The sequence below is a fragment of the Cohaesibacter haloalkalitolerans genome (genome assembly GCF_003574655.1).
GTDB lineage: Bacteria > Pseudomonadota > Alphaproteobacteria > Rhizobiales > Cohaesibacteraceae > Cohaesibacter > Cohaesibacter haloalkalitolerans.
Genome location: NZ_QNUM01000004.1, coordinates 525,810 through 551,965, shown reverse-complemented (window position 1 = coordinate 551,965; position 26,156 = coordinate 525,810). Strand labels below are relative to the sequence as shown.

At 55.3% G+C, this 26,156-nt stretch carries 24 protein-coding genes, 1 tRNA gene and 2 pseudogenes; 14 read left to right on the top strand and 13 right to left on the bottom strand.

Annotated features, from left to right (window positions below; translation table 11 throughout):
- Positions 1 to 308: pseudogene (locus DSL70_RS13095) on the top strand (integrase core domain-containing protein); the annotation flags it as partial.
- A 41-nt stretch (positions 309 to 349) separates the two neighbouring features.
- Here the strand turns inward: DSL70_RS13095 and DSL70_RS13090 are convergent.
- The 10 genes and pseudogenes from DSL70_RS13090 to DSL70_RS13040 all read right to left on the bottom strand — a co-directional run.
- Positions 350 to 619: pseudogene (locus DSL70_RS13090) on the bottom strand (transposase); the annotation flags it as partial.
- 79 nt (positions 620 to 698) lie between these two features.
- Positions 699 to 1,514, bottom strand: coding sequence for a DeoR/GlpR family DNA-binding transcription regulator (locus DSL70_RS13085; RefSeq protein WP_119308407.1), 816 nt, complete (start codon positions 1,512 to 1,514; stop codon positions 699 to 701).
- Positions 1,515 to 1,710: 196 nt separating this feature from the next.
- Positions 1,711 to 2,340: a 3-oxo-tetronate 4-phosphate decarboxylase gene (gene otnC / locus DSL70_RS13080; RefSeq protein ID WP_119308343.1), complete on the bottom strand. Its 630-nt coding sequence runs from the start codon at positions 2,338 to 2,340 to the stop codon at positions 1,711 to 1,713.
- A gap of 18 nt (positions 2,341 to 2,358) precedes the next feature.
- Complete coding sequence (gene otnK / locus DSL70_RS13075; protein ID WP_119308406.1) at positions 2,359 to 3,651, bottom strand: 3-oxo-tetronate kinase; 1,293 nt, start codon at positions 3,649 to 3,651, stop codon at positions 2,359 to 2,361.
- 82 nt (positions 3,652 to 3,733) lie between these two features.
- Entirely contained in the window at positions 3,734 to 4,324 is a 591-nt protein-coding gene (locus DSL70_RS13070; protein WP_119308342.1) for a histidine phosphatase family protein, read from the bottom strand.
- Between the two features lie 59 nt (positions 4,325 to 4,383).
- A complete protein-coding gene (locus DSL70_RS13065) occupies positions 4,384 to 5,646 on the bottom strand; it encodes a TRAP transporter large permease (protein WP_119308341.1) in 1,263 nt (420 codons plus the stop codon).
- A 3-nt stretch (positions 5,647 to 5,649) separates the two neighbouring features.
- Positions 5,650 to 6,123 (bottom strand): TRAP transporter small permease, encoded by a 474-nt coding sequence (locus DSL70_RS13060; RefSeq protein WP_119308405.1) that lies wholly within the window; start codon positions 6,121 to 6,123, stop codon positions 5,650 to 5,652.
- Between the two features lie 128 nt (positions 6,124 to 6,251).
- Entirely contained in the window at positions 6,252 to 7,256 is a 1,005-nt protein-coding gene (locus tag DSL70_RS13055) for a TRAP transporter substrate-binding protein (RefSeq protein ID WP_119308340.1), read from the bottom strand.
- Positions 7,257 to 7,325: 69 nt separating this feature from the next.
- Positions 7,326 to 8,345 carry a zinc-dependent alcohol dehydrogenase gene (locus DSL70_RS13050; RefSeq protein WP_119308339.1) on the bottom strand — a complete coding sequence of 340 codons (1,020 nt, stop codon included), beginning with the start codon at positions 8,343 to 8,345 and terminating at the stop codon, positions 7,326 to 7,328.
- A gap of 1,054 nt (positions 8,346 to 9,399) precedes the next feature.
- Positions 9,400 to 9,476: transfer RNA gene (locus tag DSL70_RS13040), tRNA-Met, on the bottom strand.
- 377 nt (positions 9,477 to 9,853) lie between these two features.
- Here DSL70_RS13040 and DSL70_RS13035 point away from each other — a divergent pair.
- Both DSL70_RS13035 and DSL70_RS13030 read left to right on the top strand, forming a co-directional pair.
- Positions 9,854 to 10,639 (top strand): alpha/beta fold hydrolase, encoded by a 786-nt coding sequence (locus tag DSL70_RS13035; protein ID WP_205563248.1) that lies wholly within the window; start codon positions 9,854 to 9,856, stop codon positions 10,637 to 10,639.
- Between the two features lie 277 nt (positions 10,640 to 10,916).
- Positions 10,917 to 11,489: a hypothetical protein gene (locus DSL70_RS13030; protein ID WP_119308336.1), complete on the top strand. Its 573-nt coding sequence runs from the start codon at positions 10,917 to 10,919 to the stop codon at positions 11,487 to 11,489.
- Positions 11,490 to 11,549: 60 nt separating this feature from the next.
- Here the strand turns inward: DSL70_RS13030 and DSL70_RS13025 are convergent, their stop codons facing one another.
- A complete protein-coding gene (locus tag DSL70_RS13025) occupies positions 11,550 to 12,458 on the bottom strand; it encodes a metallophosphoesterase family protein (RefSeq protein ID WP_119308335.1) in 909 nt (302 codons plus the stop codon).
- Between the two features lie 1,356 nt (positions 12,459 to 13,814).
- Between DSL70_RS13025 and DSL70_RS13020 the strand changes: the two genes are divergently transcribed.
- The 6 genes from DSL70_RS13020 to DSL70_RS12995 all read left to right on the top strand — a co-directional run bounded on the left by DSL70_RS13020 (position 13,815) and on the right by DSL70_RS12995 (position 18,034).
- Positions 13,815 to 14,315, top strand: coding sequence for a GNAT family N-acetyltransferase (locus DSL70_RS13020; protein WP_119308404.1), 501 nt, complete (start codon positions 13,815 to 13,817; stop codon positions 14,313 to 14,315).
- A 285-nt stretch (positions 14,316 to 14,600) separates the two neighbouring features.
- Positions 14,601 to 15,191 (top strand): DUF1285 domain-containing protein, encoded by a 591-nt coding sequence (locus tag DSL70_RS13015; RefSeq protein ID WP_119308334.1) that lies wholly within the window; start codon positions 14,601 to 14,603, stop codon positions 15,189 to 15,191.
- Entirely contained in the window at positions 15,188 to 15,808 is a 621-nt protein-coding gene (locus DSL70_RS13010; protein ID WP_119308333.1) for a CoA pyrophosphatase, read from the top strand. The genes DSL70_RS13015 and DSL70_RS13010 overlap by 4 nt, the downstream gene beginning before the upstream one ends.
- On the top strand, positions 15,805 to 16,062 hold the full coding sequence (locus DSL70_RS13005) for a DUF6111 family protein (RefSeq protein ID WP_119308332.1): 258 nt from the start codon (positions 15,805 to 15,807) through the stop codon (positions 16,060 to 16,062). The genes DSL70_RS13010 and DSL70_RS13005 overlap by 4 nt, the downstream gene beginning before the upstream one ends.
- Positions 16,063 to 16,090: 28 nt before the next feature.
- Positions 16,091 to 17,341 (top strand): CCA tRNA nucleotidyltransferase, encoded by a 1,251-nt coding sequence (locus tag DSL70_RS13000; protein WP_119308331.1) that lies wholly within the window; start codon positions 16,091 to 16,093, stop codon positions 17,339 to 17,341.
- A 39-nt stretch (positions 17,342 to 17,380) separates the two neighbouring features.
- On the top strand, positions 17,381 to 18,034 hold the full coding sequence (locus DSL70_RS12995; RefSeq protein ID WP_119308330.1) for an HAD family hydrolase: 654 nt from the start codon (positions 17,381 to 17,383) through the stop codon (positions 18,032 to 18,034).
- 33 nt (positions 18,035 to 18,067) lie between these two features.
- On the opposite strand, the gene hemF is transcribed toward DSL70_RS12995, so the two are convergent.
- Both hemF and DSL70_RS12985 read right to left on the bottom strand, forming a co-directional pair.
- Complete coding sequence (gene hemF / locus DSL70_RS12990) at positions 18,068 to 18,985, bottom strand: oxygen-dependent coproporphyrinogen oxidase (RefSeq protein ID WP_119308329.1); 918 nt, start codon at positions 18,983 to 18,985, stop codon at positions 18,068 to 18,070.
- Between the two features lie 2 nt (positions 18,986 to 18,987).
- Positions 18,988 to 19,449: a tRNA (cytidine(34)-2'-O)-methyltransferase gene (locus DSL70_RS12985; protein WP_119308403.1), complete on the bottom strand. Its 462-nt coding sequence runs from the start codon at positions 19,447 to 19,449 to the stop codon at positions 18,988 to 18,990.
- A 308-nt stretch (positions 19,450 to 19,757) separates the two neighbouring features.
- On the opposite strand from DSL70_RS12985, the gene DSL70_RS12980 reads away from it, so the two are divergent.
- The 5 genes from DSL70_RS12980 (at position 19,758) to DSL70_RS12960 (ending at position 25,935) form a co-directional block, all read left to right on the top strand.
- On the top strand, positions 19,758 to 21,581 hold the full coding sequence (locus tag DSL70_RS12980) for an ABC transporter ATP-binding protein (protein WP_119308402.1): 1,824 nt from the start codon (positions 19,758 to 19,760) through the stop codon (positions 21,579 to 21,581).
- Between the two features lie 384 nt (positions 21,582 to 21,965).
- Positions 21,966 to 22,490 (top strand): ubiquinol-cytochrome c reductase iron-sulfur subunit, encoded by a 525-nt coding sequence (gene petA / locus DSL70_RS12975; RefSeq protein ID WP_119308328.1) that lies wholly within the window; start codon positions 21,966 to 21,968, stop codon positions 22,488 to 22,490.
- Positions 22,491 to 22,519: 29 nt separating this feature from the next.
- Entirely contained in the window at positions 22,520 to 23,773 is a 1,254-nt protein-coding gene (locus tag DSL70_RS12970) for a cytochrome b (protein ID WP_119308327.1), read from the top strand.
- Between the two features lie 23 nt (positions 23,774 to 23,796).
- On the top strand, positions 23,797 to 24,678 hold the full coding sequence (locus DSL70_RS12965) for a cytochrome c1 (RefSeq protein WP_119308326.1): 882 nt from the start codon (positions 23,797 to 23,799) through the stop codon (positions 24,676 to 24,678).
- Between the two features lie 189 nt (positions 24,679 to 24,867).
- On the top strand, positions 24,868 to 25,935 hold the full coding sequence (locus DSL70_RS12960; protein WP_119308325.1) for a LacI family DNA-binding transcriptional regulator: 1,068 nt from the start codon (positions 24,868 to 24,870) through the stop codon (positions 25,933 to 25,935).
- Positions 25,936 to 26,156: the final 221 nt, after the last annotated feature.

The following is a 26,156-nucleotide window of genomic DNA, read 5'->3' as shown; positions in this document are numbered from 1 at the left end:
CCAATATTGCTCTCATGATTATCAGAAGATCTTGCGTCTACACGGCATCAGGCCATCCCCTCTCAGCGATGCTGGCATCGCCTGCCGGGCAATGCATGAACGGAAAGGGCAATTGTCATGATAATGCAGCGGTAGAGACATTCTTCAAGACCATCAAGGCCGAACGGATCTGGAGGCAAAGCTGGCAATCAAGGAGGCAAGCTGAAGCGCCAAATTTTGAGCATATCAATGGTTTTTACCATCCGCGAAGAAAACACTCAGCTCTCGGCTGGAAAAGCCCCTTGGCTTTCGAGAGAAAAGCAGCCTAAATGAGTACACGCAACGGAACCGTGACAGGTCCTGACAGCAACAAGCCTCGATTTCGCCAATCATAGAAATAGCCTTGGACGGTCGTCATCGGCGGAAAGTCTTTGGGTAACATGCGCCATTGGCAGCAAGAACTGGCAATATACAAAATCGCATTGGCAACATCGCGCAAGTCGGTTGTTCTGGGACGACCGCCTGACTTGGCCGGAGGTAACAGTGGCTCCAGCAGCGCCCACTCCGCATCCGTCAAATCGCTTGGATATCTATCCGATATTCGGCTATGCTCCTGCCCAGTGACATCTGTCCAGGTCATCTGATCCTCCATCTCTTCGCAAGACGGTGAATCACAAACCAGTGATATCACTCAACTACTTTTCGCTCAGGCTCTTAGATCAACCTAAGCTCAATGTCTCAAATTCAGTATCATCTGACAACGGTTCAACTAACTTCAAGTTCACCCCGGTTTGTAAGAGATGGTCCTGCTTTTCTGGAGCCAAAGCGTTATCGGTAATTACTGCGTCAAGATCCTGAAGCTTAATGACATTGAAAAATCCGACCTTACCAAACTTGGAAGTGTCTGTTACAAGCACCGCCCGCTCCGATGCTTTCACAGCAGCAATCTTGACCGCAATTTTTGCTTCATTCGGAGTCGACATCCAAGTTTCGTTCCACGATGACGAAGAAAGAAATGCAAGGTCGATATTCAATCCACTTATCAGGCTGGCAGTGAGTTCTCCAATGCAAGATTTGTTATCACGCAACACCTCCCCACCTGTATGATAAAGGCGACATCTTGAATTGAGCATGAAGTGATTGGCTACGCTAAAATCATTGGTAACGGCAATGATGGAGTCACGAAGAGCCGGGCGCCTCACAATCTCTTCCGCAACGGCAAGGCACGTGGATCCAGCATCGAAGTAGATCGCGGTCCCAGGTCGGACCATCTTTACCGCTTCTCGTGCTATTGCTAACTTCTCTGGGTATTGCAGTTCGCGCTTTTCGTTAATCGGTAATTCTGTGAAAAATCGACTGACTTTTTGAGCTCCGCCAGAAACCAAATTGAGATGACCCTCTTGCTCCAACAGCTGCAAATCGCGCCGCACGGTCATGTGAGAAACGTCAAGCATTTCAACTAATTCAGCAATGCTTACCATACCTTTGGCTTCAATGGCCTGGCGAATACGACGCTGTCTTTCAACTGGTATCATGGCTTTGCCCCATTCATCGTGAACCAAATCCGATAGTTCGTTGCATTAAAAAACCGAGAAAGAGATCTATAAATACCCCCGCAGGCCTAATCTCGAGTATTTGCAACACACTTTTACCTAAATAACTGAGCCAACTCAATTTGAGCAAGGTACTAACTGAGCATCAGATCGAGTTAGCTTTTGTTCACTTAATCGTTTACTTAACGAGCTCAGCTATTTCTGCCTCGCTCAGATAGTGTACCGGCTTTTCATTGAGCAGAAAAAACAGCTTGGCTGTTTCTTCCAGTTCCTCCGCATTGCCAACCGCCTCTTCGATCGTCTTGCCCAGCACCACCACGCCGTGTGACGCAAGCAAAAAGGCATTAACGGCATGATTTCTAGCCATGATCTCCAGATCTCGAGCTATCTCAGGCGCACCGGGACGGTAATAGGGAACAACTGGCAGATGGCCGACTCTCATGACGTAATAGGGCGTAAAAGCCCGTAAGGCATTTTCTCTATCCAGATTCTCCAGACAAGACAACGCTGTCAAATAAGTCGAATGCAGATGAACCACGGCTCCGATCTCTGGCCTTACGTCGTACAGAACCCTGTGAAAGGCAAACTCCTTGGATGGCCGGATGTCACTAATCAACGTTCCATTTTTGTCAAACTCCGCCAGCTTCTCAGGATCCAGCCTTCCAAGGCAGCTGCCCGTGGGTGTGACGACAAAGCCGCCACTCTCGGTTTTTATCGAAACATTACCAGCCCCGCCAACAGCATAGCCACGTGCAAAAAGGCTTTCGCACAGACCGCACATCCTGATGATATCGTCGTTCTTGGTCATATTGCTCACCTTTCTTGACTATTTAGCTGACTGGTCGAGCCGAGCCAGTGCTTCCGGCGTCTGGCAATCAAAGAAAAATGACTCCGTGCCGAAATTGCCCGACTTGAGGGCCAGAGAATATGGTTTGTCGATTGCCCGGACCCATGGCACGCCTGGCGCTATTTGAGGCCCAATGGCAAAGCCGGAAAGACCCAGCGCCTTGACGGCCGCACCGGATGTCTCGCCGCCAGCCACCACAAAACGCGTGACACCATGGTTAGCCAGAAGGCCTGAGACAACTGCGAAAGTCTCTTCAATGGCACTGGAGGCTTTGGACCCATATTTTTTCTGGATATCCTTGAGCGCTTGCGGGTCGGCCGTTGCGTGCAGCATAGGCGACAGGCAATCCGCTCCAAACGGTTGGCTCAGTACCCATGCGGCAAGCTCCTTTCCATAGCCTTCCGCATCTGCCATGCAGCGTTCGGGTTCCACGGCCCGCGCCGGCGCCTTGGTCTTATAGAGGGCAACCTGGCAGTTGGTCATGACCGAACAGGATCCGGCCAAAACAACACCGCGCCCCGGTTGAGCAGCTCCCGCCTTTGCAGCATCCTCAGCGTCAGCCTGCTCAGGCTTCTTCAAGGCTCTGGCAATGCCTGCGCCCAACCCAGACCCTCCGGTTACCAATGGCATGTCGCAAACCGCCTGTCCGACAATATCAAGATGGGTATCTGTGATGCTGTCCAGCACCATATAACGCTTGCCTTCGGTCCGGGCAGCTTCCAATGCATCCTTCACCGCTTGAGAACCTTTGTCGATAATCTCTGCGGGCACAACGCCACATTGGCCAGACGACTGGGCTTCCATCAAACGGACAAGGCTGCTGTCGGTCATCGGCGTGATGGGATGATTGCGCATGCCGGATTCCTCCAGCAACACGCCATTGACGAACAGATAGCCGTTGTAGATCGTGCGGCCGTTGATCGGCAATGCCGGGCAGACAACTGTGAGATTGTCGCCAAGGGCATCCAGCAACGCATCGGCGACGGGGCCGATATTGCCATCCTTGCTGGAATCGAAGGTTGAACAGTATTTCTGAAAGATTCGCTTGCAGCCTTTGCGGCGCAGCCATTCAAGCGCTTCGAGACTTTCTGAAATCGCTTTCTCTGTAACGCAAGATCGCGATTTCAGCGAAATCACAATGGCCTCGGCCTCAACATCAATCTTATCCTCGGGAACCCCGATCAACTGTGTCGTGGCCAGCCCGTTGGCAACCAGAAATCCAGCGATATCGGTAGCTCCGGTAAAATCGTCAGCAATGACACCGAGTAACAAGCTCATCTTTTCATTCCTTTGTCTGTATTCCTGATCCCACCACCATGTACCCACAGTTCAGGGCACGCGCTGATCAGGCCAATCACAACCGGACATCCACGGGCAGTTCGGTCAATTTTCCATCTTCGAAACACCAGATCGCATCTTGCGGAACATTGGTGATCATCGAGATCTCCGGCGACATACCCGTCAGCATTGAACGGAAAACCCGTCCGAGCATGCCATGGGTGATCACCACAACGGCACTTTCTTCACGCTCGCCAAGCCATTGTCCTATGCGGCTGGTGGCAGCTTCATAGCCTTCGCCATCCGGGCATTTGAAACTCCAGGCAGAACGGGGAATGCCTTCCAACTCCTTGCTGTACTGAAGGGCAATATCCTCGCCCGTCCGACCTTCCCAAGAGCCGAGACCGACTTCCATCAGCCGTGGTTCGAGGACAAGGGAGCCCAGCTCCACTTCTTCGGAAATCAAGGCTGCCGTTGCGACGGCTCGACCCAGCGGGCTGACCCAGGCAGGCAGGTTGGTTGCCCCCAACCTGGCCAGTGCTTGCCCGGACCGTCTGGCTTGCGCTCTGCCTCGGGCAGTCAGCAGAGAATCCTGCTGCCCCTGCATCCGACCGTCGCGGTTCCATTCGGTTTCGCCATGGCGAACCAGATAGATTCTCGGTATCATTTCGATCCAGCCTCTCTGCCTTGTCGAGATGTGCTCTTAATCTTCATTGCCTGAAGGCTTCACGATGCCCAGGTGGTAAAACTGGGAACGAAGGTGACAAGCATCAGCACCCCAATCATGATCATCCAGAAGGGGACAAAGCTCTTCGTCAGCTTTAGCGCCGGAACACCTGAGATGTTGGCGGCGACATACATGGCGGTTCCAACCGGCGGCGTCAGCAAGCCGATGGTCAGGTTGATCACCATAACAAGCCCGAACTGAACCGGATCGACACCCAGGCTGGAAGCAACGGGACCAAGGATCGGGGTCAGCAACAGAATGGCGGGACCGCTATCGATGAACATGCCAACAATCAGAAGCATTACGTTGATAAGAAGAAGCAGGACATATTTGTTGTCCGTTAGCGACAGGATCTTTCCTGCGAGATATTGCGGGATCTGTTCACTGGTCAACAGCCACCCGAACAGGGAGGTCGAGGCGATGATGGTTGAGATGACCGCCGTTGCAATCGCCGCTTCCATGCAAATGCGGGGGATCTTGTCGAGCGTGATTTCCTTGTAGACGAACATCCCAACGAAAAGGGCGTAGACAGAGACCACGGCCCCGCCTTCGGTTGGCGTGAAGATACCCATGCGGATACCGCCGATAATGATGATCGGCATCAGAAGCGCCCAGCTGGCGTCCTTGAAGCGCCGGCATTTTTCCTCGTGGCTGACTTTGCCCTCCTTGGGATAGCCATGCTTCCTAGCGAAATAGTAGGAATATGCGAGAAAGCCTAGCCCAATGAGCACGCCCGGTGCGATGGCGGCCATGAACAGGTCGCCGATCGAGGACTGGGTTGCCACACCATAGATGATAATGGCGATGGAAGGTGGCACGATCAGCCCGATACTGCCCGAACAGGCAACGAGAGCCGCTGAAAAGCCAGCATCATACTTTCGATCCTTCATTTCTGGGATCATTACTGAGCCCAGGGCGGCCACGTCTGCAACGCCAGATCCGGAAATCCCCCCCATGATCACGCCGCTAATTGAGACCACGTGGCCAAGGCTCCCGCGGACATTGCCGACAAAGGACAGCGTGAAGTTGATGATCCGGCGCGTAATACCGCCATGGCCCATAAGAGAGCCTGCCAGCATGAACAGCGGGATCGCCATCAGTGGGAAGGAGTCGATGGCCGTAAACATGCGCTGACCGAAAAGGGCAATCGGAAAACCCTTATAGAAAATGGCTGCGATAGAGGCCAGCGCGAGTCCGAAGCCGACAGGAAGACCGAGAACAAGGAAGAAAGCAAATCCGCCAAACAAGATCAAACTAAGCATTGCTCAATCCTCCACTTTGCTGGTCAAGTGCCCCCAGACCGAGCGCACTGCAAAATAACCAAGGGCAACTCCGCTAATGGGAATGACCACATAAACAAGATACATCGGCAGATCCAACGCCGGGCTGCGCTGGCGCATGCCGAACTTCATCAGGGCAATTCCGCCAAAGAACAGAGCAGCCGCAAGTAATGCGATGAAGGATGTGTTGATGATGGCCAGTACTCTGCGAGGAGCGGGTGCCAGCATGTCGGAAAGGATGTCCAGCGCAACGTGCGCGCCTGACCGAAAAGCTGCAGCTAGGCCAAGAAAGGAAATCCAAACGAAGACATATCGCCCTACTTCCTCAGACCAACTCAGGGAATGATGCATCAGATAGCGTGCCACGACCTGCGTAAAGGTGAGCCCCATCATGACGAACATAAGGCTTGCAATGGCCCAAAGCAGCGTTCGATGCAGAAATTTGTCGAGCTTTTCCATGATGGCTCCTCCGCCGTCCTTCAAATCTTGGGAAAAGGGTCATCGCACCGGATTTCGAAGCCAAAGGGAACTATTTGCTCCATCTGTTTCCGGAAAGTCAGCGCGATGGCCAGATTCATGCGGTGCGCTTAGCGACCCAAAGCCTTCTCAATGCGATTGTAGAGATCGAGATTGACATCCTTGGCAAATGCTTCATGTGCCTTGGTTGCAGCCTCTGCAATCGGACCATTGTCCGGATGGGTGACCTGCAAGCCACCATCGACCATTTCCTGAAGCAACTTGGCAGATTGCTCGCTGACAGCCTTGTTTTCGGCCTCGGTTGCTGCTGCGGCAGCTTCCGTGACAATCTTCTGCTGTTCTTCGGTCAACTGTTCCCAACGGACATTGCTCATGGCAATGGTCACATATTCATACTTGTGGTCGGTGAAGGCGATGTACTTCTGCACTTCATTGATACGACCACCGTAGATGAACGGGATCGGGTTCTCCTGTGCCTCAATAACATTCTGTTCCAGCCCCGTGTAAACCTCGCTCCATGCCATCGGTGTCGGGTTCGCACCGATTGCGCGCCATGTGGTAACCATGGCCGGAATTTCAGGTACACGAATCTTCAGGCCCTGCAGATCATCCAGACCGTTGATCGGTTTGTTGGACGTGACTTCACGTGGTCCGCGGTCCCACCAATTGAGGATGCGGATGTTGGCCTGATCCAGAACGTTCTGACCAATTTCGGCGCCGATTTCACCATGAATGACCGTGTTGAATTCGTCCTGCGAACGGAACAGATACGGAAGCTCGAGAAGCTGGATGGATTTTTCGAAATTGCCGAGCACACCGGCTATGAGGCCGAAATCGACCGTACCCATCTGCATGCCTTCGACCAGATCGCGGTCACCACCCAAAGTGGAGTTAGGATAGATGGCGAGAGTAATCTTGCCACCAGAACGAGCTTCCAACTCTTCCTTGAACTTCTCTGCACCAAAATGCCAAAGGTCTTTTTCGGACTGGATGTGTCCGAGTTTCAGCGTGAGAACATCCTCGGCACGGCTTTGACCGGGAACACCCAGGGTCACAAGGGCTGCAAGAGCACAAAAGGCCAGTGGTTTTGATGCTAGGGACAATAGACTCTTCATTTTCTAAACTTCCTCCCGAAGTCAGATTGTCATTTCCAGGGTTAATTCTTCTCTCGATAGACACATGCTTCAAACGGTCACGATGACCTTGATGACGTCCTCTTTCTTCTGATTGAGAATATCCAGCGCTTCTTGCGTCTGATCGAGTGGAAGCTTCTGCGTGACGAAGGCAGACAGATCAACACCGCCGTTGACCATTTCGGCCGCCTTCACGAAGTCACATGTTTCATAAGTCATGGCACCGTAGAGGGTCTGTTCGTTGAACACTGTGCTGTAGCAATAAAAGGGAATCGGTTTGGTAATCATGGCAACCAGGCCGATCTCACCGCGACGGCGAGTACAAGCCGATGCCTGATCCAGAATGTTTGGCGCGCCAGCACAGACAAGCGTGAGATCTGCGCCACGGCCATCCGTCAATTTCTTGACATTCTCAACGACATCATCTTTCAGCGGATCATAGGAGACAATCGCGCCCTGTTTCAGTGACATTTCGCGGTTGAAAGGAGCCGTATCAGTCGTGATAATTTTTTTGAAACCCATTTCGCGAGCTGCAACCACGCAAAGCATGCCAATGGTTCCGGTGCCGAGAATGACAACACAGTCGCGACTCTCGACACTGGCGCGAGCCAGAGCATGAACGGCAACGGCGAGTGGTTCTGTAAGCGACCCGATTTCATAGCTGATGTTATCTTCCAGCTTGAAAACCGTCTCTTCCGGTGCGTTGAAGTATTCAACGAAGGTCCCAATCCAGCTTGGCGTACCGGGAACTTTCTTGTTCAGGCACAGATTGACCAGATCCTGTTTGCAGAATTCGCACTCTCCGCAACCAACCTGAGGCAGAACCGTCACGCGATCGCCAACCTTGTATTTGGTGACCTTTGGGCCAACCTTGACTATATCGCCGGCCACTTCATGACCAAGCACTGCCGGTGGCTTGCGGAAAGCGTGCGTTCCTTTGAACAAATGCAGATCGGAGCCGCAAACCCCGGCAACCTTCACCTTAATCAGGACTTCATTGTCCTTGATTTCAGGCTCAGGCACGTCCTGAATCTCGACTTTTTCGGTATCAACGACCAATGCGGCTTTCATGAAAATTCTCCTTAGCGACAAGGTGGAACAAGCCGGGCATGGAGACCTGAATGACGCTGTGTTCTCCACGCCCTTAGGAGGGAAACAAATTTTGACACTAGGGAAGATGTCACATGACCAGACGATCACATGCTGTGGCCTCCCCATATCTATATGCATAAGGCAATTGGAAGCAGTGCAGCCCAAAGACATCTGGGCGCCGCAGGCATCTACCATGTGTGTGAAAACAACATCGCTATCGGAGACTTGAGATCATGGCGCAGCCATTCAAATGGCTTGAAAAGCAGTGCCAAATCCTCCTGACCTGTCCATTTCCTGATAGCGTTTTGCATATCTTCACACATACTATCAATTTTTAACGGGTCCGCAATTAGTAAATTTTCATATATTCTCATTATATATCACAATTTAACATATCTGCGCAAAATTGGAGAGAGCCTCACTAATATGAAAGGTCCAATATGAATGTAAAATTGAAAATGAAGATCAAAGAAACGAACGTGATATGTGTACGCTTCGGTTGCAGGTTTCTCCGATTAAGCATCCACAGCAGAAGTAGGCTTTCCTGCTGAAAAGACCATGGTGATCAGAGTGCGCCTCTAGATCTCCCGAATGGCCGCTTTAGCCTTTGGTATCGTAGATTTCGCATCCGCGGCGTTAGCCGCTCGTTTAGCTAGACACAGATTTCGACGCTGCATCCAAGTTCGGAAACGTCCGTATGGTGTGAATTCGAGGATAGTGCACCCCATTCCGGACTGCAAACACAGTTGCTTTTTGGGATAGAAAAACAGGGTCAAATCAAGCCATCAAACTGTCCAGGAAAAACAGTAGCTAAAGCGCGAGATGAGTGGGCCGATTGAATAGGCGACTTGTGCAAAGAACAGTGTCGACTTGTGCAAAGTGAAAAGGCGCGCCACAAAAACAAAGGCAGCTAAGAAAGTGGGAAGAAATGAAACTCGAACAAAAATTGTAAAACTTTTTCGAAAAAATTGTAAAACCACAACGAATTCAAGAAAATGAATTATTGTAAATTATTGAATATTAGGGGAAATTTTGGTAGCGGAGGAGGGACTTGAACCCCCGACACGCGGATTATGATTCCGCTGCTCTAACCAACTGAGCTACTCCGCCAAACCGAAGAAACGCCCTGATGGGCGCTGTGTGAGTGGCTTATAGGCATCAGGTGTTTCACTGTCAAGCTGGCTTTGCTGCCAGTGGACAGAAAAATTGCCTTTGTGAATAAAGCAATTGGTTTCAAGGCTGAAAGGGGTCCGGGGAAATCGGGCTCGCGCAACCCGGTGTGCGGCGAGTTGGGCTGCTGGTGCATTGTTGGCTTGTCCGTCGCGTGGGATTGGTGGATCAAACCGGATGGCTTGCGGATCGTTTTTCGGGGGTGCTTGCACTGGCGGCAGGGACGGGCCATAGTCTGGCTCCAGTTTGACCGGATGTGGCGCGTGCCTTTGCTTTCCGGTCCCCATTTCCCTCTCGAAAAAATCCGGAGACATTGCGTGACAAAGACCAGGCTGAATTTTGTAACCGTGGGCGATAGCCATGGCGAGGGCGATGGGGCTCCGGTGGTGTTTCTACACGGGTTTGGCGGCGATGTGACCGGCTGGCTCAATCTTCAGGTTGGGCTGTCGGCAAGCTACCGCTCGCTGGCATTTGATTTGCCGGGCCATGGTGGGTCGCTGGAGTATCCCAAGACCTGCAATGCGGCGGTGGCGGCGATGGCTGTGCTTGAAGATCTAGATACACTCGGCATCGAGAAAGCGCATCTGGTGGGCCATTCCATGGGCGGCGCGACGGCGAGCATCATGGCTTTGCGTCGGCCGGAGAAAGTGGCGTCCCTGTGTCTGTTCGGGCCTGGCGGGTTCGGCTCCGAGGTCAATCAGCCGCTGCTGCGTGAGTATGCCTCCGCCACGGACGAGGAGAGCCTCTACAGGGTGTTTCAGCAGTTCTTTGGCCCCGAGTATCGCCTGCCCAGAGCGATGGCCAGGCATGCGGCCCAGCAAAGGCTGAACCCACTGGTGCGGGAGAGCCTGATGAAGACCGCCGAGGCGATTTTTCACGGCGATCAGCAAAAGATCCTGCCGCTGACTGAACTTGGGGCATCGCCCTTTCCGATCCGGGTGATCTGGGGGCTACAGGATCAGATCGTGCCGGTACGGCAGGTCATGGGGCTGCCAGCGATGATGGCTGTGCATGTGTTCCCCAAGGCCGGGCACATGGTGCATCTGGAGGCCAGCCGCGACGCCCTTTCGCTCATCCGGCAAACCATTCGGTCGGCTCGATAAATCCTGTCTCCGAGATGGCTCCGCCAGGTTGCAATCGCTCCACTCTTAACCATGTTCGAGTATCGCCACGCCTTAACAATTGCTTAACGTTAAGCGACAGCCTATATTGATAGAGCAAAATCTTGGGGTGACATAAGCAGTCCATTTGCGTTCTTTAGATGTAGGCGAACCCTTTCGATTCGCTTCGGGATGATCTCGGAAATCTGGTTGTTTGGTGATCTGGAAGACCGGCCGCATGATGCGGATGGGCCTTTTGTAGACGGGACGGTGTTAGGACATGGAAGAGCATAGCCACAAGGAAAGCAGACGCAGTCTTGACCGTGCCATTCGCGATGTCCGGATCGCCGATGTTGAGCAGAGCAGCGTGGTTGTCGAACTGGGCGATACGGAACGCGCCCGGCTGGAGATCCTGCGCGATGCGCTTGACGACGTCTCCAAGGAACTGCCAGAAGACATGGATATGCTGACATTTCAGATCGTCCCGGGGCGCAAACCCCGCTTCTGGATTGACATCACCAGTTTCGTGGAAATGGCACGCGACAAACGCACCTACCGGTTTCTCAAGGATACGCGGCTTGGTCGGGTGGTGCTTGCGGAAAGTCAGGATGTGGACGATGTTGCCGATGCCGTGACTCATTATCTCGCTGAGCGGATCATTGAGCGGGAGAAGGCCATCGAGTCCGATTATCTGCTCAACAAGATGTCGGACAAGGCGATCAACCGCGAGGTCGTCGCGATGGCCAAGAGCAAGAAGGAAGGCACCAACGGGATCTGGTGGTTTTTGCTCGGAATTCTCGCTGGTGCTGTCGGTCTTGTGCTCTATGCATGGTTCCTGCCGACTCATTTCTGAGGAGGCGCCGTTTACCTTATGGCTGCGAATGGGGCCGATTCCGATGACGGATCGTGGCGGTCAGGCATTCGGGACAGACAGCATCTGGTTGCCGAGTTCACTGATAACCTTGTCTTCGGTTGAATAGCCCCGTTCGATCAACCGACATTGCCAGTTGCCATCCTTGCCACCAATTTCAAACAGATTGTAGCGTGCAGGCGGTTTGCTGCGGCTTCCCAGCCCTTGCGAGGCGCTGGGTACGCAGATGACCGGAATTGGGCCGTGCGGGCCTTCGGTTGCTGCCTTGGTCAACAGATGGGTGTGACCATGCAACACCAGTTCTGCGCCGTGCTTTCTGAGTGTCTTGCGGAAGCGGGACGCGCCGATCAGCCTCTTGTGCCAATGGGTCGAGTGCTTCAGGGGCGGATGGTGGATGAGGACGACGCGGAACAGGCCCTCCTCCTTGCAGTCATCCAGAAGTTTCGACAGGGCGCGGGCCTGAGCCTTGCGGAAATAGCCTGTCGCCATGAGGGGCAGCGTCGCGCGGGCCGAATTGACGCCAATGATGGCGATCTTGCCACGGACTCTCAGGTAGGGAAAGTTCAGCGAGCCGGAATGGACGATGTCACCGCTCATGAACGGTCGCCAGGCTTCCTCGGCCTTCATGCGGGCGTTGGGCACATAGGCATCGTGGTTGCCGGGGATGACGGAAACATCTTCAGGTGCGCCAAGGCTGGTGAGCCAGCGGCGGGCGTTGGCGATTTCGGCGGGAAGGGCGAGATTGACAAGATCGCCAGTGACAGCCAGATGGTCCGGCGCGTGTTCCTGCATGTCGGTGATCAGATTGTCCAGAATGTCAGTCGTCAGTACGCCCTTGCGATTGCGGCGCCAATTGACATAGCCAAAGATGCGCTTGTTCGCCAGCTGCCATGCTGTTGCCTCGGGAAGGGGGCCGAGGTGTGGATCTGATATGTGTGCCAATCTAAACATATGTTAGCGCATAGTGCTTTTTGCCGCATTCGTCCAGATGCTTTTGGTGAATTCAGCCAAACGGCGGCAATATGCCAGCGACTATCCTGATCATTGCACGAGCGGTTGGTCAAAATGAAAAACGGCAAGAGCCTGCGTAAGGCTCTTGCCGTTTTTCAATAACCGTATTGTCTCGAAGACGGGCTGTCACCACAAAGCCCGACGTCGTCTCAGACCATAGGGTTGATCAGGGTGTTCACGACCTTGCTGTCGGACATGTTAACTGCTGGCTGCCAGTGATAACGCGCAGTTTTCTTGCTTTTCTTCAGGAATTTCATCATGGCCTTGCTCCGGTTTGATGAATTTTTAGTCATTCACTGCTGAAAAAAGCAGCACCTAAATTGAATTTGCGCCCATATTCCAGATAAACCAATAGGAATATAGTCGAAATCTTGCATGCCTGGCATGACGTTTTTGCATTCCGTAGTATTGAACATAATATCAATATGTTAATGGCAGCATAAGATGCTTTTGACGGGCGCGGCGTGGTTGATAAGTCGCAGGCAGAGGATGCATTTCCAGATGTGAAGCTGGTGCTGGAAAATTTGGCATGAATAAATATTGTGCATCCATTGCTCTGAATTTGGGCGATTTTCTGGCGGCCTTGAAGGTTGCGTCTGTCAGTTTCTTTCGGGCTCAAATTGGCAGGCTGAAAGGATCAGAAACCGGGCGCGCATTTTTGTGAAAGAAGATTGCGGAAATGGGGCAGTTGCTTTCCGGATCTGCCAATATGCCGATGGGGTGTAATGAGTGGCCTGTTGGGCTTGAGAGGCCCAGAGGAGCGGTGAAACCGTTTTGTCCGGTCTGGGGGTTTCATGATCCTGCTTTATCGGGTCGGTATGCTCTTGAGGCAAGGCGACCTCGCTGCCCTTTCCGAGATCGGGCTGATGTGAGAATGCCAGCTCTCCGGGCAGGTTTTGCAACGGGCGCATGAGAGGGGCGCTCACATCTGGTCATTGCAGTCTGGTGCAGGGAAATTGGTTGATTTTTGATTTGTTGTGCTGAATAATTTATATATACAGAATATAATTCTGTTATTATTGTGTTTGAAACACAATATTCCATGTGGACAGTCCCGTGCAGACTGTGATAGCTGAGGGCCAATTTAAAGGAGGTGCCTTTCATGATGTGGCGACGATAAGCGATTTCCGAATGGGGCTTGAAGAGGGGGTGTGACCTCGGGCCTTGCCGCAATTGGAGGGCGATCGCATCGGATCGTATAGGCAGGGTAGGTTCAGGCAGCAAATTCGGACCATGTTTGACATCCATCATCGAAAAGGCATTACCGCTCTTGCGGTCAGAAAACGGAATTCCCCCATGTGCCAGCTGGAATTTAATCTGGAGCGCGAGCTTCCGCTTCACGTGAGCGCCATTGAACAATTGCATCGGGACGCCTTCGGGCCGGGCCGGTTTGCACGTACAGCGTTCCGGGTGCGCGAGTCTGTCGACCCAGATCCATCCCTGAGTTTTGTCGCCACGTCCCATGGCCATCTGGCCGGATCGGTGCGGCTTTCGCCGATCCGCATCGGCTCGTGCAAGTCGCTGTTGCTGGGGCCGCTGGCCGTGCATCCCGATTTCAAGAACAAGGGCGCAGGCAAGCTGCTGATGGAACGGGCGATTGCTGACGCCAAGGAAATGGACTATCGCGCCATCCTGCTGGTCGGTGATTATGATTATTATGCCCGGTTTGGCTTCGAGCGGGTGCCGATGGGCGTGATCATGATGCCTGGACCGGTTGATCCCTTGCGGCTTCTGCTGTTGCCATTTGACAAGGATGCGGCCTGCCAGTGCAAGGGAGCCGTAAAGCCGGGGCTTTGATCCCGATTGGCAAACTTCCGTCCGATGGTCGGCGTTTCGTTGTTGGAAAGAGTTTCCGGCCCGCGTGGCTTGCTGCTGCGTGGGCCAGTTTTTCGTTGCGCTTGCTTTCTAGTGTCCTATATTCATTGCGGTTTCCACGTGACAGGATGTCGGCTGCGATCATGCGCAGGCATCTTCAGAGGCGGTGCTGTGATAAGGGATGGATCGGACAGAAAAGCTGGGCAGCGTGGTGTTGCGGCAGGGGTTGCTGATTCCGATAGCGGCAGTCAGCTGCCATTGCCGGGGATGCCTGCCGGGCTTGCGGCGCTGGTGCGCCGGGCGGGGAACGGCAAGAGCCCTGCACCGGTTGAGCGCTGGGAACCGGCTTACTGTGGCGATCTCGACATGCGGATTGCCCGCGATGGGACGTGGTTCTACATGGGCACACCGATTGGTCGGGAGGCGCTGGTGCGTCTGTTCGCCACGGTGTTGCGCAAGGATGATGATGGTCGCACCTATCTGGTGACGCCGGTTGAAAAGGTTGGCATCACTGTCGATGACGCGCCCTTTCTGGCCGTGGAAATGGCGCGGGAAGCCGATGGTGCCGGTGGGGATGGGGCCTTGGTTTTCCGGACCAATCTGGGGGATGTCGTCAAGGCCGATGCCGACCATCCGCTGCGCTTCGAACTGGAAGAGGCAACCCATGGCCTCAAGGCCTATCTGCTGGTGCGCGGGCGGCTTGAAGCTCTGGTCACCAGAGCACTGATGTATGATCTTGTCGCCATGGCGTCAGAGGGTGTGGGGGGTGACGCGGGCCTGTTCGGTATTCGGAGCGGTGAAAGCTTCTTTGCCATTTGCGCGATGAAGGATCTTGACATGCTTGAGGACCTCGAATGAGTGAATTTTCCGCTCCCCGGTTTCGCCAGACGGTGCTGGATGCTCTGGCGCGTCATGACGGTAGCGCATTTTTGCAGACACCGATCAGGGATCTGGCCTGGCATGAGGGCGAGGTGACGACCCTCAAGGATGCGGCGGTGCTCATTCCGATTGTCGACCGGGGCGATGAGGCGACCGTGATCCTGACCCAGCGGACCCATCACCTGCAGGCCCATGCCGGGCAGATCGCCTTTCCCGGCGGCAAGGTGGATGGTGGCGACGAGACCCCGCAAGGGGCTGCCCTGAGGGAAGCAAGCGAGGAGATTGGGCTGGATGCACAATATGTTCAGCCTTTCGGCTTATTACGGCCCTATATTTCGTCGACAGGCTATCGGATTTTCCCCGTTCTCTCGACAGTCAACACTGGCTTTAGTCTGGTGCCAAATCCTTGTGAAGTCGAGGAAATCTTCGAAGTGCCATTGCGTTTTCTGATGGATCCTGCCAATCATCAGAAAAAGAGTGGCCAGTGGCGCGGAAAAACGCGGCATTATTTTGCAATGCCTTACAATGATTACTATATCTGGGGTGTTACTGCTGGCATTTTGCGCAATCTTTACGAGACGGTCTATCACACATGATCCGCGTCCTCATTACACAAGCCATTCTGTTCCTGCTGCCCTTCTTTCTGTATGCGGCCTATCTCTTTCTGACCAAGAAGATTCACAAGCAGGCATGGATTGATGCGCCGCGCTACTGGCTTGTGATGGCGGGGCTGGTATTCTGCCTTGTCGGCTTTGTCATCATGTCGGTCGTCAACAACAACCCCTTGAGTGGCACCTATGTGCCAGCCCATTTCGAAGGGGGCAAGGTTGTGCCCGGACAGATCAAATAGAATTCAGTTCAAGCGGAATGAAGAGTGAATGATGTCGACGGTGGAAAGCTGCGCTGAGGTCGGTGAGGATCCTGCATTTGGCTGGCGCCATGCGCCTTCGCTGAAAACCCTGTTTTCCCTGATCAACCGTGACGGCGAGGAAGTGCGCGTCGTTGGCGGCGCCTTGCGGAACTCGCTGTTGGGAGCGCCGGTGTCCGACATCGACTGCGCGACGACCGCCGACCCCACCAAGGTAATGCATTGGGCTCAAGAGGCCAATATCCGGGCGCTGCCGACCGGTCTTGACCATGGCACCGTGACGCTGATCATCGATGACCGGCCGTTCGAGGTCACAACCCTGCGCACCGACGTGGAAACCAACGGCCGTCATGCGGCGGTCGCCTTTGGTCGGGACTGGATGAAGGATGCCCATCGGCGCGATTTCACGATGAATGCCATCTATATGGATGCGCAGGGACGGCTCTATGATCCGGTCGGACGGGGCATCGAGGATGCCCGGGCCCGTCATGTCCATTTCATCGGTGCAGCACGCAAGCGCATCGAGGAAGACTATCTGCGGGTGCTCCGCTTCTTCCGCTTCTTTGCCCAATATGGCGAGCGGATGGAAGAGGAGGGGTACAGGGCCTGCATCGCAGCGCAGGCGAAGCTGTCGGGGCTGTCGGCCGAGCGGGTCGGGGCCGAGATGGCCAAGCTCATTCAGGGCCCCTATGCGGCAAGGGCGCTCGATGCCATGCATCAGGGTGGCATGTTGACCGGCATTCTTGCCTCGGTGCCTCATCTTTCCCGCTTCCGTCGTTTGCAGACACTGGCCCGGGCGCTTTATCTCAAGGGCGATCTGACTCTCCTGTTGACGGCCCTCGCTGTTGATGTTCGGGAAGACGGCGAACGGCTTGCGCGCAAGCTGCGGCTGCCGAACCGCACACGCGATGCCATGAAACGCATGGCCCAGACCGTGCGTACCCTCCGGTCGGTCGATGAAGCCTTGCTGCAACAGCTTGCCTATGAGCACGGCAAGGAAACCGCCTGCAATCTCATCCTGCTGGCGCTTGTGCGTCGGCAGATCGATCCGGACCTGACGGAGCTGTCGATGCTGTTTCGCGATCTGGCGCTGTGGAGCCTGCCGGTGTTTCCGCTCAATGGTCGCGATCTCATCGATTGCGGCATGAAGCCGGGGCCGCAGCTTGGCGAGCGCCTGAGCGCCCTTGAAAAGGCTTGGGTATCGAGCAATTTCGAGCTAAGAAAAGGCCAATTGCTCACCTTGGCAAAAGCCATGCGCTAACCCGTTGCCCACCCCGCTTTCCTGTTCCGGAGATCTGCGTTGCCCCCCAAACTTGTCATATTCGATTGCGATGGTGTGCTAGTCGATAGTGAAACCGTGGCCAACAGGGTGCTCGTCGCCAATCTGGCCCGTCATGGTCTGGCCATCACGATCGAAGACGCGGAACGTAATTTTGTCGGCGGAACCCTGCAGACCGCGTTTGAGGATCTGAAGGCAATGGGGGCGGACCTGCCAGACAGCTGGGGTATGGACTATCGCACGGAACTGCATGGCAAGCTGCGGGAAGGCGTCGAGCCGATCCCCGGTGTCATTGCCGTGCTCGACCGGCTCGATGCGCTGGGAGTTCCCTATTGTGTCGCCTCCAACGGGTCCGACGAGAAGATGGCAATTACCCTCGGCCAGACGGGGCTGTGGGAGCGGTTTGAAGGTCGTCGCTTTTCGGCCAAGACCGTTGGGGTGGCAAAGCCTGATCCGGGCCTGTTTCTGGCCGCAGCGAAAGGCATGGGGGTGGCGCCTGCCGACTGTGTCGTAGTGGAGGACAGCGCCAGTGGTGCGACGGCAGCCAGACGGGCTGAGATGCCCTGTCTGGGATATGTCCCGAAGGGGGATGGCGGGGCATTGCTGGCACAAGGGGCCCGCCTGTTCACTGACATGGCGCTGCTGCCGGACCTGCTGGGCTTTGCGGACGCCTGAGATGCCTGGGGGCTCTAGTGGCCCTAGTGGCCGCTAGGGCCATTTGACCACCGGCGGCATCGACGACAGGATGGAATCAACATTGCCTCCCGTCTTCAGCCCGAAGATGGTGCCCCGGTCATGCAGCAGGTTGAATTCCACGTAGCGCCCGCGCCGGATGAGCTGTTCATCGCGCTCCGCCTCTGTCCATGGTGTCTCCATGTTGCGGCGGACCAGTTGCGGATAGATATCGAGAAATGCCAGCCCGACATCCTGAGTGAAGGCGAAGTCGGCCTCCCAGTCGCCGCTGTTGTGGCGATCATAGAAGATGCCCCCGATCCCGCGCGGTTCATCCCGGTGGGGCAGATAGAAATAGCGGTCGCACCATTCCTTGTAGGTGTTATAGTCGGCAACGGGATGGGCGTCGCAGGCGGCCTTCATGGCTGCATGAAAGGCGATGCTGTCGGGGTCTTCCTGTGTGCGGCGACAATCAAGTACCGGCGTCAGGTCCGCTCCGCCGCCAAACCACTGGCGGGTGGTGACTATCATCCGGGTGTTCATGTGCACGGCCGGAACATGGGGGTTGTGCAGGTGGGCGATGAGCGAAATGCCTGCGGCCCAGAACCGGGGATCTTCCGACGCGCCGGGGATCTGGTCGCGGAATTTGGGGGCGAATTCGCCGTGGACTGTCGACACATGCACGCCGACCTTCTCGAACACCCGGCCCTTCATGATCGCCATGATGCCGCCGCCGCCCTTGGTGCCGGAATGGTCGGTGCGCTGCCAGGGGGTGCGGACAAAGTGGCCCGGATCCATCTCTGCGTTGGGGCCCTTGACGTCCTGTTCGATGGTCTCGAAGGCAGTACAGATCCTGTCGCGCAGGTCCTTGAACCAGTCGGTGGCGCGCTGTTTCTTGACTTCGAGATCGGTCGGCAATCCCTCGGGCAGGGTGGTGTTCACTGTTTCGCTCATGGTCAAAGGGCTCGTACTTGTCTCAGGGCTTCGGTGGCGATCATCGCTGTCGAGATGGCGAGATTGAGGGAGCGTTCCCCCTCGCGCATGGGGATGGTGATCCGGTCGGTGACATAGTCATGGACTTCATCAGGCACGCCTGCGCTTTCCCGGCCAAACAGCAGGATGTCTCCGGCCTGATATGTTTCGTCATAGAAGGAGCGGTCGGCCTTGGTGGTGGCAAGCAGCAGCCGGCGGCCGGTCTCGGTCTGCCAGTCCTTGAAACGGCTCCATGAGATATGCTTGGTGAAGCTGGCGCGCTCCAGATAGTCCATGCCGGCGCGGCGCAGGGTTCGGTCATTGAGCGTGAAGCCGCAGGGCTCGATGATATGCACATGCAGGTCCAGACAGGTGGCCATTCTGAGAATGGTTCCCGTGTTCTGCGGAATATCCGGCTGGTATAGGGCAATGTCTATTGTTGTCATGGCACAGGTTTTACAGTCTTGGGCGCGAATGACAATGGAAATTCCTGTGATCGGGATGATGACTGGTTGAAAGTCGGGCTTGCGAGACACCTGGTTGTTGCTGCAGTCGGGAGTTAACCTCGGCGTGTGATTATTATCACAGTTGCGCTCATAACTTTTGTTAGAATTATTCATGCCCCTCTTTGCACGAAAGATGCTATATGGTGCGCGCAAGTTTCATCAACGCAGGCGCGCGGCTTTCAGTCCGCCTGGGTGTTTTCACGTTTTATCGCAGCTCTGACAGGACCGGTGCTTCCGGTGACTTTGTGATGTTTTCCTTTTTCGAAAAGCTGGTCAATCCGTTTGCCAATTACAGCCTTGAACAGCCGCCGCGCGGATTCTGGGCTTTCATGTGGTATTACACGCGCCCAGTCGCTCCCTACATGGTGATTGTGTCGGTGATCACGGCGGCCATTGCCATCATCGAAGTCAACCTGTTCGGGTTCATGGGCGATCTGGTCAACTGGTTTGCCGCGAGCAATCGGGAGACGTTTCTGTCTGATCACGGCAGCCAGCTGCTGCTGATGGCCGTCCTGTTGCTGGTCATCATGCCGGTTCTGGAGATCGTCTGGCAGTTTCTGTTCCACCAGACCGTGATGGGCAACTATCCGATGTCCATCCGCTGGCGGCTGCATCGCTATCTGCTGCGCCAGTCGATGGAATTCTATCAGGATGAATTTGCCGGTCGGGTGTCGCAAAAGGTGATGCAGACTGCGCTTGCCGTGCGCGAAGTGGTGTCGCGGCTTGCGGACGTGTTTGTCTATGTCAGCGTTTATTTCACCTCGGCCCTCTATCTGATCGGTTCGGCAAAATGGCAGTTGGCGCTGCCGATGCTGATCTGGATCATCGGCTATATCGGCGCGCTGGTGTTTTTCGTGCCCAAGATGCGCGATATCTCGCGGGCGCAGGCGAATGCCCGCTCGGAGATGGTCGGCAAGGTGGTGGACGCCTATTCGAACATCTCGGTGGTCAAGCTGTTTTCCCATGCCGCGCGCGAAGACGACTACGCCCGGCAGTCGATGACCGGATTCATGGACAATGTCTATGCCATGATGCGGCTTGTCACGGTGATGGAAATCACGCTCAAGACGCTCAACAATCTGTTGCTGTTCAGTTCGATGGCGGTCGGCATCTACTACTGGCAGGCCGGGCTGGTGCAGCCGGGCGACGTTGCGCTTGTGGGCGGCATCGTCATGCGCCTGCGCGGCATGTCCGAATGGATCCTGTGGGAAGTCAGCGGCGTGTTCGAGAATATCGGCACGGTGCAGGACGGTATCAGCACGATCTCCCAGCCGCAGCTGGTGCTCGATCGTCCAGACGCAAAGGAGCTGACGGTCAACCGCGGCGAGATCGTCTTTGACAAGGTCTGCTTTGACTATGGCAAGGATGTGCCGGTGATTGATAGCCTCAGCCTGACGATTCGACCGGGCGAAAAGATCGGTCTGGTTGGGCGGTCCGGCGCGGGCAAGTCCACGCTGATCAGTCTGCTGCTGCGATTCTTCGATCTCAATACCGGAGCAATCCGCATTGATGGCCAGAATATTGCCGAAGTGCGTCAGGACAGCCTCAGGGCCCAGATCGGCGTGGTCACGCAGGATACGTCGCTGCTGCATCGCTCGGTGCTGGAGAATATCGTCTATGGCCATGATGGGGCCAGTGAGGAAGAAGCCTTGCGGGCTGCCGAACAGGCTCAGGCGCTTGCTTTCATTGAGGGGCTGGAAGATCGCTCCGGCAACAAGGGCATGCATGCCGAGGTCGGGGAACGCGGGATCAAGCTGTCCGGCGGCCAGCGTCAGCGGATCGCCATTGCGCGGGTTCTGCTGAAGAATGCGCCCATTCTTGTTCTGGACGAGGCGACGTCGGCGCTCGATTCCGAGGTCGAAGCGGCCATTCAGGACAGTCTCAATCTGCTGATGAAGGACAAGACCGTCCTGGCCATCGCTCACCGCCTGTCGACCATCGCCTCGATGGACCGTCTGATCGTGATGGATGGTGGCCGGATCGTCGAGATGGGAAGTCATGACGAGCTGCTCGCTAACAACGGCCTTTATGCCTCGCTTTGGGATCGGCAATCAGGCGGCTTTATCGCCTGATTGCGGCATTTGCTCGGTTCGGGGAGTGGTCGCTGCCTTTTTCCACTAGAATCATTCCAATCAAAAGGTCGAAGGAAAGTGGATTCACAAGGTCGGACACGGGCTTGGATAAGTAGTAGTCCTGCGGTGTTTCGGTCATAATTCCCCAATATAAGACGAATTTGTCAGGCCAAACTGCTGAAAATCAGGTGTTTCTGCGATTGGCCGCTCTAGACAACATCTGCGATCAATGCAAAAAGTGTTTGACTAGGCTCGGCACTATAAACGAGCACTGGTGGAATTGGCTCGCTGCGATTTTGGGACTTTGCTGTTTCGAACGAAACGCTGAATATAAGGAGGCGCAGGCGAGCTGGAGTTGGACACTGGCTAGAAGAGGACCTCGTCTTGGCTACCAGCGAAAGGGAAGAACCAACCCGCCGCGACTTTCTTTATATCGCGACAGGTGCGTTCGGGGCCGTCGGCGCAGCAGCGCTCGCTTGGCCGTTTATTGACCAGATGAACCCTGATGCCAGCGCAGTGGCGCTCTCATCCATCGAAGTGGATATTTCCTCTATCGAAGAGGGGCAGAGTCTTACTGTCAAATGGCGTGGTAAACCGGTTTTCATCCGGCACAGAACCCAGAATGAAATTGATGAGGCCAAGGCCGTCAATGTGGCTGACCTTCGCGATCCTCAGACCGACGAAGAACGCGTCAAACCGGGTATGGAGCAGTGGCTGATCATGATCGGCATCTGCACGCATCTGGGCTGTGTGCCTGAAGGGCAGAAGGGTGATTATGATGGCTGGTTCTGCCCATGCCATGGATCCCATTATGATTCTGCGGGACGTATCCGTAAGGGGCCTGCGCCGCTTAACCTGCAGTTGCCGCCCTATGAGTTCGTTAGCGATACCCTGATCAAAATCGGCTGACGCCCGCAAATGTCTTAAGGAGACCAGTCATGAGCGGACATTCGACCTTCGAGCCGCAGAACGGGTTCTTGAAATGGATGGAAAGCCGCCTGCCCATCGCGGGCTTGGTGCATTCTTCCTTCATTGCCTATCCTGTTCCTAAGAACCTCAATTACTACTGGACGTTCGGTGCCATTCTGGCCGTCTGTCTTGTGGCACAGATCGTGACCGGCATCGTGCTGGTCATGCACTATGCGCCCAACACGGCCCTTGCCTTTGCTTCCGTCGAGCATATCATGCGCGACGTGAAATGGGGCTGGCTCTTGCGCTACATGCATGCCAACGGCGCGTCCATGTTCTTCATTGCCGTTTATATTCATATCTTCCGTGGCCTCTACTACGGGTCCTACAAGGCTCCGCGTGAAGTGGTCTGGATTCTGGGCGTCGTGATCTTCCTTCTGATGATGGCGACCGGCTTCATGGGCTATGTTCTGCCCTGGGGTCAGATGTCCTTCTGGGGTGCAACGGTTATTACCAACCTGTTCTCGGCATTCCCCTATGTGGGCGACATGATCGTGACGCTGCTCTGGGGTGGCTTCTCGGTCGACAACCCGACGCTGAACCGATTCTTCTCGCTGCACTATCTACTGCCGTTCATGCTGGTTGGCGTGGTTGCCCTGCATATCTGGGCTTTCCATGTGGTTGGCAACAACAACCCGACCGGTGTTGAAGTCAAGGACAGCAAGGATACAGTGCCTTTTACGCCTTACTACACAGTAAAGGATATCTTTGCTGCTGTGGTGTTCCTGGTGTTCTTTGCCTGGATGATGTTCATGGTGCCCAACTTCATGGGGCATCCGGACAACTATGTTCCGGCCGATCCGCTGGTCACGCCTCCGCACATCGTGCCTGAATGGTACTTCCTTCCGTTCTACGCGATCCTGCGCGCGATTCCGGACAAGCTGGGCGGCGTTCTTGCGATGTTCGGCGCGATTGCGGTTCTGTTTGTGCTGCCATGGCTCGATACCTCCAAGGTCCGTTCCATGAACTATCGTCCGCTTGGCCGTCAGTTCTTCTGGATCTTCGTGGTCGTCTGCATCGGGCTCGGCTATCTCGGGGGCAAGCCTGCCGAAGGCGGCTACATCCTCTGGGCGCGTATCTTCACGGTCTACTATTTCGCCTACTTCCTGGTCATTCTGCCAGTGCTCGGCTTCATTGAAAAGCCGAAGCCGTTGCCGGCATCGATCAATGAGGCGGTCTTGGCCAAACATGGCGCTTCTGCTGCGGCAGAGGCAAAGGCCTGAACGAGCGAGGAGAGGGAAGACCCATGATTACGCTTACCAAAAATGCGGTTCGCGCGCTCGTTGTTGCTGGTGCTCTGGCGGTTTCTTCCGCCGGTGCCATGGCATCAGGCGAGGGCGGCCACCACTATGTCAAGCAGGACTGGAGCTTTGCCGGACCGTTCGGCAAATTCGACAAGGCCCAGCTGCAGCGTGGCTTCAAGATCTATCGCGAGGTCTGCTCAAGCTGCCATTCCATGGACTATGTTGCTTTCCGCAATCTGGGGCAGGATGGTGCGCTGGGCTTTACTGAAGATGAAGTCAAGGCAATTGCCGCTGAGTATGAAGTGGAAGACGGCCCGAATGCCGACGGTGACATGTTCACCCGTCCGGGCAAGCCGTTCGATCACATTCCGTCGCCATTCCCCAATGTGGAAGCCGCTGCTGCCGCCAATGGCGGCAAGGCACCGCCTGATCTGTCGCTGATCGCCAAGGCCCGTGCCGCATCCGTTGGTCCGGATGTCGGCATCGAGGTTTTCAATGACATCCTGCGGCTGATCTGGCATCCGCTGACGACCTATCAGGAGTATGGTCCGGACTATATCTTCGCGTTGCTGACCTCCTATGAGGAAACGCCGGAAGACCTGAAAGAGGTCGTCGGTGACAAATACTATAACCCGGCCTTCGGCTCCGGCGTTGCCATTGGCATGGCGCCTCCGCTCTCTGACGAGCTGGTGGAATATACCGACGGAACGCCAATGACCACCGAACAGTATGCCAGAGACGTCACAGCCTTCCTGATGTGGGCGGCTGAGCCTAAACTGGAAGAACGCAAGCATGTGGGTGTCAACTCCCTCATCTTCCTTGTCGTTCTATCCTTCCTGCTGTTCTTCACCAAGCGCAAGCTTTGGTCCGGGGTCAAGCACTGATTGGCTGAATGATTTGAGACAGTCTCAAGAAGGGCCCCGATGGGGCCCTTTTTTGTTGGGGCGTTGCTGGTTATCGTTTCGGCAGAGGGGAGATGCGACGATTGTGCCGAAGGAAACTCTCGCGGAAGGCTTGCGAGAAAAATGAAATAATATATATGAATTTGTAGATAATATTCATAGAGAGGCAAAATGCCAGGCAAGAAAGACAGCAAACCTACGAGCAGGAAGAGCGTACGCGTTTCCCTTGCCGAAGTGGCAGCACACGCAGGTGTGTCGATTGCAACGGCCTCCAGAATTATCAATGGAATCACCAACAAGGCATCCACCGAGACCATCGCGCGCGTGAAGGCTTCGATCGAGGAGTTGTGTTATCGCCCGGCCAGTATCGGCAGGGCGCTACGCTGTCAGGAAAGCCGGATCGTTGGTCTGTTGGCGGCGGCGATCGAGAATCCGATGATGGCGGCCATCGCCGGGTCAATCGAGAAGGCGCTGCGCGACGAAGGCTATGTGATGTCCTTGTGTGATACCTACGAACGGGCAGACGTGCAGGATGAGTATCTGCTGGAAATGCATGCGCAGTTGGCGCGGGCGGTGATCATCATCGGGGCCTTGAAGAGCCCGGTGCTGGACCGTATGCGGATCGATGGTCCGCCGTTGCTGTTTGTCAACAGGCCAGACCCCGGCCATGCCCACAGTCCCTATGTGGGAATCGACAACTATCAGGTTGGACGGGATGTGGCTGACATGCTGGTTGCCCGGGGTATTCGCCGGGTTGGTCTCATTCATGCTTCTCTGGATGCCACTGCAGCAACGCTCCGACGTCAGGGGGTGTTGGATGGTCTGGCTGCAGGCGGCGTTGGGGAGGATGAGGTCATTCATGCTCACGTGGAGGGGCTTGGCCATCTCAAGGTCGGATATGCTGCGATGCAGCAGATTTTGGCTCTTCCGAATCCACCAAGGGTGATCCTGTGCATGAGTGATCTGCTGGCCTATGGTGCCTATCGTCGGGTCATCGAGGCCGGTTTTGACCCGGTTTCGGACTTCGGCTTCATCGGCTTTGATGAAAACCCGCTGAACCCGTGGATCGCCGGTTGGCTGAATTCCATCGGTGTGGCGGCAGATCGCTATGGGCAGGCCAGCGTCGCCGCTCTCAAGGCGATCTGGGACGGGGAAGAAAGCTATGGGCCGGTCTATCTTGCTCATAGCCTGCGGCTCAATGGGAAGCCGCTGCCTGGCGAGCTGTCATCCGGGCGGTGAAGGCGTCATCTGGCTCTGGTTTGTGGAGAGCGCAGGGCGTGGCTGAGCTGGATGATGCAGATTGCGTTGGAAACTGTTGTCGCACTGGCGCGGGATGGGGTTATCTGCTATTGCAGCCATAAAGCCTGCGGTAACAGGCTTTTCAAGGTCAGGGCGGTCTCGCTTCTGCGTGACGTGGGGGGCAAAAGTGCCCCTGTTCTCAGACCTTTCGGGTTATTGTC

Coding starts and splice junctions, on each gene's coding strand:
- DSL70_RS13065 (WP_119308341.1), bottom strand. CDS start 5,646: ATGCTTAGTTTGATCTTGTTTGGCGGATTTGCTTTCTTCCTTGTTCTC.
- hemF (WP_119308329.1), bottom strand. CDS start 18,985: ATGAGCGAAACAGTGAACACCACCCTGCCCGAGGGATTGCCGACCGAT.
- DSL70_RS13025 (WP_119308335.1), bottom strand. CDS start 12,458: ATGTTTAGATTGGCACACATATCAGATCCACACCTCGGCCCCCTTCCC.
- DSL70_RS13005 (WP_119308332.1), top strand. CDS start 15,805: ATGATCCGCGTCCTCATTACACAAGCCATTCTGTTCCTGCTGCCCTTC.
- DSL70_RS12970 (WP_119308327.1), top strand. CDS start 22,520: ATGAGCGGACATTCGACCTTCGAGCCGCAGAACGGGTTCTTGAAATGG.
- DSL70_RS13070 (WP_119308342.1), bottom strand. CDS start 4,324: ATGATACCGAGAATCTATCTGGTTCGCCATGGCGAAACCGAATGGAAC.
- DSL70_RS13055 (WP_119308340.1), bottom strand. CDS start 7,256: ATGAAGAGTCTATTGTCCCTAGCATCAAAACCACTGGCCTTTTGTGCT.
- DSL70_RS12985 (WP_119308403.1), bottom strand. CDS start 19,449: ATGACAACAATAGACATTGCCCTATACCAGCCGGATATTCCGCAGAAC.
- DSL70_RS12965 (WP_119308326.1), top strand. CDS start 23,797: ATGATTACGCTTACCAAAAATGCGGTTCGCGCGCTCGTTGTTGCTGGT.
- DSL70_RS13010 (WP_119308333.1), top strand. CDS start 15,188: ATGAGTGAATTTTCCGCTCCCCGGTTTCGCCAGACGGTGCTGGATGCT.
- DSL70_RS13060 (WP_119308405.1), bottom strand. CDS start 6,123: ATGGAAAAGCTCGACAAATTTCTGCATCGAACGCTGCTTTGGGCCATT.
- DSL70_RS12980 (WP_119308402.1), top strand. CDS start 19,758: ATGTTTTCCTTTTTCGAAAAGCTGGTCAATCCGTTTGCCAATTACAGC.
- DSL70_RS13015 (WP_119308334.1), top strand. CDS start 14,601: ATGCCTGCCGGGCTTGCGGCGCTGGTGCGCCGGGCGGGGAACGGCAAG.
- DSL70_RS13020 (WP_119308404.1), top strand. CDS start 13,815: ATGTGCCAGCTGGAATTTAATCTGGAGCGCGAGCTTCCGCTTCACGTG.
- DSL70_RS13050 (WP_119308339.1), bottom strand. CDS start 8,345: ATGAAAGCCGCATTGGTCGTTGATACCGAAAAAGTCGAGATTCAGGAC.
- DSL70_RS12960 (WP_119308325.1), top strand. CDS start 24,868: ATGCCAGGCAAGAAAGACAGCAAACCTACGAGCAGGAAGAGCGTACGC.
- otnC (WP_119308343.1), bottom strand. CDS start 2,340: ATGACCAAGAACGACGATATCATCAGGATGTGCGGTCTGTGCGAAAGC.
- DSL70_RS13085 (WP_119308407.1), bottom strand. CDS start 1,514: ATGATACCAGTTGAAAGACAGCGTCGTATTCGCCAGGCCATTGAAGCC.
- DSL70_RS13000 (WP_119308331.1), top strand. CDS start 16,091: ATGATGTCGACGGTGGAAAGCTGCGCTGAGGTCGGTGAGGATCCTGCA.
- DSL70_RS13030 (WP_119308336.1), top strand. CDS start 10,917: ATGGAAGAGCATAGCCACAAGGAAAGCAGACGCAGTCTTGACCGTGCC.